At 70.9% G+C, this 6,000-nt stretch carries 4 protein-coding genes; all 4 read right to left on the bottom strand.

Annotated elements, in window-relative coordinates; all coding sequences use genetic code 11:
• Positions 1–2,056, bottom strand: a 2,056-nt coding sequence (locus D7Y15_RS27375) for an ABC transporter permease (RefSeq protein WP_148712884.1), incomplete at its 3' end; no start/stop codon positions are given.
• A gap of 211 nt (positions 2,057–2,267) precedes the next feature.
• Complete coding sequence (locus tag D7Y15_RS27370) at positions 2,268–4,718, bottom strand: PQQ-dependent sugar dehydrogenase (RefSeq protein ID WP_121754416.1); 2,451 nt, start codon at positions 4,716–4,718, stop codon at positions 2,268–2,270.
• A 38-nt stretch (positions 4,719–4,756) separates the two neighbouring features.
• Positions 4,757–5,293, bottom strand: a complete 537-nt coding sequence (locus D7Y15_RS27365) for a hypothetical protein (protein ID WP_121754415.1) — start codon at positions 5,291–5,293, stop codon at positions 4,757–4,759.
• A gap of 97 nt (positions 5,294–5,390) precedes the next feature.
• A complete protein-coding gene (locus D7Y15_RS27360) occupies positions 5,391–5,927 on the bottom strand; it encodes a hypothetical protein (protein ID WP_121754414.1) in 537 nt (178 codons plus the stop codon).
• Positions 5,928–6,000 lie beyond the last annotated feature (73 nt).

Genomic DNA, 6,000 nt, shown 5'->3' with positions numbered 1-6,000 from the left:
GGAGATAGAAGCGCAGCGGCGCCACCGTTCCATCCACCACCGACGCCAGCGTCCGCACGCTGCCCACCGCGAGGTTCGCGTCCAGCCCCCGGACTTCCGCCCGCACCGCCCCGGCCAGCGCGAGCGGCTCCCCGTTCGTACGGAGCACCAGCGTCATGTCCGTGGTCCGTGCCTGCTCATAGGGCACATACACCTCCGGCGCGGCGGGCGCGGCCAGTCCTTCCGTGGCCATGTTCGCCACCACCCCCACCACCCGGCCTCCGAACGCGCCGTTGCCCAGGTCCATGTCCATGTCCAGCGTGCGTCCCAGCGGGTCCTCTCCCGGCCAGAAGCGGCGCGCCGCCTCCGCGTTGATCAACACCGCGCGCCCACCCGCGCCCCGGTCCTCCGGCAGCAACCCCCGGCCGCGCAGCACGGGCACCCGCAGCGCCTCCAACGCGTCCGGCGTGACGATGCGCATGCTGGCCTGCCAGGGCTCCGTGCCCGGCGCCACCGGCCGGAGCGGGTCACGCACCGCGAGCGTCCACCGCTTCCCCTCCATGGGAACTGCATTCACCGCGCCCGCCACGGTCACCCCGGGCAGGCTCCGCAGCCGCTCGAGCAGCCCGTCGTAGAAGGCCGCGGGCGCCGCGCTGCCCATGGCGTAGCGGTTGGGCGGCAGGCTCAGCTTCACCGTCAATACGCCCTCCGGCTGGAAGCCCGGGTCGACCTGCCGCAGGTGCACGAAGCTGCGCAGCAGCAGCCCCGCGCTCACCAGCAGCAGCACCGCCAGCGCCGTCTCCGCCACGATGAGCGCCGCGCGGGTTCGGTGGTGGTGCGCCGCGCCGCCCGCGCCCTCGCCCGCCGTCCGCAACACGCGCGCCAGCTCCACCCGCGACGTCTGCCACGCAGGCACCAGCCCGAAGAGCAGCGTGGTGAACACCGACAGGCCCGCGGTGAACGCCAGCACCGTTCCATCGAGCGACACCTCGTCGATGCGCGGAATGTCCTGGGGCCCGAACGCCGCCAGCGCATCCAGCGCCCATAGCGCCGCGAGCAACCCGGCCCCGCCACCCAGCGCCGACAGGAGCGCGCTCTCCACCAACAGCTCCCGCGCGATGCGCCCCCGGCTGGCGCCCAGCGCGAGCCGCACGGACGTCTCCGCCTCGCGCGACGCGGCCCGCGCCAACAGCAGGTGCATGAGGTTGGCGCACGCGATGAGCAGCACCAGCCCCACCGCGCCCAGCAGCAATAACAACGAGGGGCGCACCTGGCCCAGCAGCACGTCGCGCAAGGGCTCCACGCTCGCGCCCATGTCCGCGTTCGTCGCCGGATGCCGCGCCGCCAGGCCCCGCGCGACCGCCGCCGCGTCTGCCTTCGCCCGCTCAAGGCTCACGCCGGGCCCCATCCGCCCATACACCTCCAGCCAGTGCGCGCCGCGCGCCTCCGGCTTCGTCATGGACTCGTCCTGGACGATGGGCGTCCACAGCTCCGCGCGCGACGGGAAGTCGAAGCCCGGCGCCATCACGCCCACCACCGTCCACGGCACGGGGCCGCCCAGGTTCACCGCGCGCCCCAGCACGTCGGGGCTGCCACCAAAGCGGCGCTGCCAGAGCGCATGCGACAGCACCGTGACCTGGGGCGCCCCAGGCGCGTCATCCCCGGCCCGGAGCGCGCGGCCCAACTGCACGCGGGGCCCCAGCACCTGGAAGAAGTCGGCCGTCACCAGCCCGGCCTGCACCTTCATGGGCGAGGCCTCCAGCCGGTCCGCCCCGAGCGTCACCATCGTGGGCGCCACGCCAGCGAGCCCCTCGAAGGCCCGCGTCTGTTCGCGCAGGTCCATCAGGTCCGGCGGCGACGTCGGCCCCGGTCCCTGCTGGCCCACGCTGAACAGCCGCACGAGCCGCGCGTCGTCGCGCAGGGGCAACGGCCGCAGCAGCACCGCGTGCACCACGCTGAAGATGGCGACGTTGGCGCCAATGCCCAGCGCCAGCGTGGCCACCGCCACGACGGTGAAGGTGGGGCTGCGACGCAGTCGCCGCAGCGCGAGCAGGAGGTCATGGAGGAGGGGAGCCATTGGGGACGCCATTGAGCATGGCCCATGCCACGGAGCGCGCACAGTCGCCCCCAGGCGACAGCGGGGATGAACCCGTCACTTCCCTGACCGGCGATGGGAATCCGCGTCCCGCTTCCGGACACGCGCAAGTGCCTTCATGCCGCGCTGAAGCGGAAATGGAACGGGAGGGCGTCCAGCACGGGCGCCCTCCCGTTTCTGTTTCAGCGAGGCCTCAGCTCGCGCGCGACCGCTTGCGACGGGTGGCCAGCGCGACGAGCGCCAGCCACGCGAGCGGCGCCACCGGGGCCGCGCCGCAGCCGCAGCCGGAGTCGTCCTCGGGCAGGGGATTGTTCGTGCCGGCATCCAGGGGCCCCGTGCCGGCATCCGGGGTCTCCGTGCCCGCGTCGGTGCCGGCATCCGGTTCGCCCATTTCCGCCTCCGCGGTGATGGTGAAGGACTGCTCCGCGTCCGGCGACACGCCATTGGTCGCCCGCACGTGCACGTCCACGGTGCCCGCCGCCGACGGCGTCCAGGTGATGAGGCCGGTGGTCGCGTCGATGCTCATGCCCTGCGGCACCGCGCCCTCCAGCGAGTACGTGGGCTGCGGCCGGCCCACCGCCTCCACGTCGTAGCGATACTCGATGCCCACTCCGGCGGTGGTGACAGGCGTGGAGGAGATGGTGGGCTGGAGCGGTTCGTCATCCGCCTCCACGGCCTCCAGCGTGCGCGCGTCCAGGCCCGGAATGGCGAGCGTGATGGTGGCCGTGCCATCCACGTTGTCCGCGTCCTGCGACGCCTGGAGCGTGACGGTCTGCGGCGTGTTCCAGTTGGACGTCGTGAAGCTGAGCGTGGACGCGGAGGCCACGGTGAGGTCCGGATCCCCCTGGGTGGACGCCACGGTGACGGTCACGTTCGACGAGGGCCGCAGGGACAGGGACACGTCGAAGGTGGCGCTGCCGCCCTCGGGCACGACGAGCCGGCGAGTGGACAGCACCAGCCGGGTCGAGTTGTTGTCGATGGTGGTGGCCACCACCGACTCGGTCGTCAGCCCCTCGGAGGCCACGGTGAAGGTGGCGACGTCCGGCTCCACGTCCGCGTCCTCCACCGCCTCGAGCACCACGACCTGCGGCACGCTCCAGTTCGCGGGAGAGAAGGTGAGGGTGCCACCGCCCAGCAGGCGCAGGTCCTCGGAGCCGCCCATGGCCCGCGCTACCTGGACCGCTACGTTGGCGGAGGGCGCCTGGGCCAGCCGCACGGTGAAGGCCGCGCGTCCGCCCTCCATCAGGCGCAGGTTGAGTCCGGACACCACCAGCCTCTGGCCGGTGGCCGTGGGCGTCACCCGGCGCACCACGCCGTTGGTGTACCCCAGCGCGTAGAGCGCGCCGTCCGGCCCCACGCTCATGTCCACGTTGGCGGAGAAGCCCGTGCCCCACTCGTCCACCGTCGCCACCGAGTTGTCCGCCGCCAGCGTGGCGCGCGTCACCTGGGCGCTCTTGTAGTCGCCGAAGAAGTAGTTGCCGCGGTACTCCGGCGGGAAGAGGGTCGCGTCGTAGAAGACGCCGCCGGTGATGGAGCCGCCCAGCGCCTGCGTCGTGACTGTGCCCCCGCCGCTGGTCGTGTCCGGCAGGCCCGGCTGGGCCACGGTGAAGGTGGTGGTCGTGGGCGCGTTGTTGGCGCTGGCGACGTAGAACTCGCCGTTGAAGCTCGCGTCCCCCACGCCTTCGAGCGTGAGCCTCTCCCCCTTGCGGAAGCCGTGCGGCGAGGCGGTGGTGAAGGTGGTGATGCCCCCGCTGCGCACCGCGCCCGTCGCGGTGACGGTGCTCGAATCAATCGTGTTGGTGCGGTACTTGATGACGGGGGTGAGGTAGTCGTTCCCGACGGGCTGGTTGTTCTCGTAGTCGTTGTAGCCGGCGTGGCTGCGCCGGCTCACGACGAAGACCTGCTCATAGCGGTCGCCCACGCCGTTGACCCACAGCAGTCCGGTGGCGGGCTGGAACGTGAAGGTGAACGGGTTTCGCAGGCCGCGCGCCCAGATGTATTCGTTGTTGGGGCCCACGCCGTCGTTGAACGGGTTGTCATTGGCGGGCGTGCCGTCCAGGTTGGCGCGGCTCATCTTGGCCGCCAGCGACGTCAGGTCCGCGTCCACGCCGGAGCCGTTGCCCAGATCGCCAATGGCCCAGTAGAGCTTCCCGTCCGGGCCGAAGCCCAGCCCGCCGCCGTCGTGGTTGTTGCCCGCCGTGGGCAGCCTCGTGACGACCTCCGTGCGCGCGATGCCCGTGCCGTTGGAGTCCGTGTAGCGGACGATGCGCTGCTCGGAGGTGGAGACGGTGACGAAGAAGTAGACGTACCGGTTGACCACGTAGTTCGGGTCGAACGCGATGCCGATGAGTCCGCACTCGCTGTTGGTGTGGACCGCGGGCTCCGTGGCGAACGTGCGCGTCACCAGCGTGGAGGTGCCCGGCTGCGTCTCCAGCACGCCGTCCTTCATGGCCACCGTCCGCACGACGCCGTTCTTCAGCGTGACGAACAGGCGCCCTGAACCATCCGGCGCCCACGCCATGCCGGTGGCGGGTGTCAGGCTGGTGGACGAATAGTTCGTTTCCACGAAGCCAGCCGGTACGGCGGCCCGGGCTGGCGCGGACATCATCAGGAACAGCAGTGAGGCCATGAGGGGGGAACGCATGGCCCCGACCCTACCGCACCCCGAATGGGGCCGAGGCCCTACCGCGTCGCGGTGAAGTTCCGCTTGATGTGGCACCTCAGGCTGTTGTCCTCGGAGGTTCCAATCAGCTCGTACTCGCCCGTGATGACCGAGGTGTCGGTCTCCGTCTCGGGCGCGGGCGTGGCCACCGCCGACTTGATGCTGCCGGAGTACGTGCGCGTGCTCGTCACGGACTTCGTCCCGTACAGCGTGAGCGGCCGGTCGGCCTCGTCGAAGTCGTAGTCGCCCGACAGTTTCATGCCGTCGAGGCCCGCCGAGACGGTCCGCCCGGAGCGCGTCAACTCCAGCGGCCCCGTGGGCAGGCCGAGCCCCAACGTCTCGCAGACCTCCCCAGGGGGCGATGTGTCCGCGAACTGGAGCGTGTAGGTGCCCCCGATGGCGCAACCGCTCTCACAGACAGAATAGTTACTGCCGCCACAGCCCGGGTTCCCCATGCCGCTGCCCATCGTCATCATGCCCACGGCCAGCAGCACCGGGATGCGGAGGAACGTCACGGCCTTCGGGGAACGGGCGCTGCGCGGGGATTCGATGTGCATGAAAGACTCCAGGTGGAACGGGAAGGCGTCAGACTAGCCAACGCCTGCCCTGGTCCGCACCTGGTGTCCGGGGTGCTTCACATCACGACATCATGCGTCACAGCGTCACGTTGCCGGACACCACCTCGGTGAACTTGCAGGGGATGTCGCTGGAGAGCGTGGCGCAGGTGGACGGCTGCGCCGGGGTCCACGTGGTGGCGTTGAGCTTGATGGCCGCCTGCGAACGCTGACGGTAGACGCCCGCCGCGTAGGGTGTGGGGTTGGCCGTCTGGCCACCGAAGTCCGTGTTCGTCTCCGGCCAGCAGCCGCGGCTGCCCGGGATGGCCGTCCAGGTGACCGTGCCCGTGCTGCTCACCGACTTCTGCTCCACGGTGGAGCAGATGTAGATGATGGGGTAGTCCTGGTCGCAATCCCAGGCAGATGCCTGGGCGCTGATGGGGCCCCCGATGTCATACGTGTAGGGCTTCGTCGCTTCGACCACGCACGTCGTGCCCGGGATGGCCTTCGTCACCTGGGACTGGACCTGCGCGATGTCACTGCCGGAGGGGGCCGGCTGCGTCGCTTCCGGCGCGGGGCCACAGGCGCTGAACGCAAGGGCCACCACGGCGAGGCTGCACGTCTTGAACTTGAACATGTGGGGTGTCTCGGGGGAAATGAACCTGACGCGCTGCCACCGCCCACCGTTTGAATCCCATGCATCAACATGG

Origin of the sequence: Corallococcus sp. AB030, from assembly GCF_003668965.1 — a bacterium.
Classification (GTDB): Bacteria; Myxococcota; Myxococcia; order Myxococcales; family Myxococcaceae; genus Corallococcus; species Corallococcus exiguus.
This window is presented reverse-complemented; position numbering and strand designations above follow the sequence as displayed.

Bases quoted from the DNA above. Each gene is read 5' to 3' on its own strand.
- D7Y15_RS27370 (WP_121754416.1), bottom strand. From the start codon at position 4,718: ATGCGTTCCCCCCTCATGGCCTCACTGCTGTTCCTGATGATGTCCGCG.
- D7Y15_RS27365 (WP_121754415.1), bottom strand. From the start codon at position 5,293: ATGCACATCGAATCCCCGCGCAGCGCCCGTTCCCCGAAGGCCGTGACG.
- D7Y15_RS27360 (WP_121754414.1), bottom strand. From the start codon at position 5,927: ATGTTCAAGTTCAAGACGTGCAGCCTCGCCGTGGTGGCCCTTGCGTTC.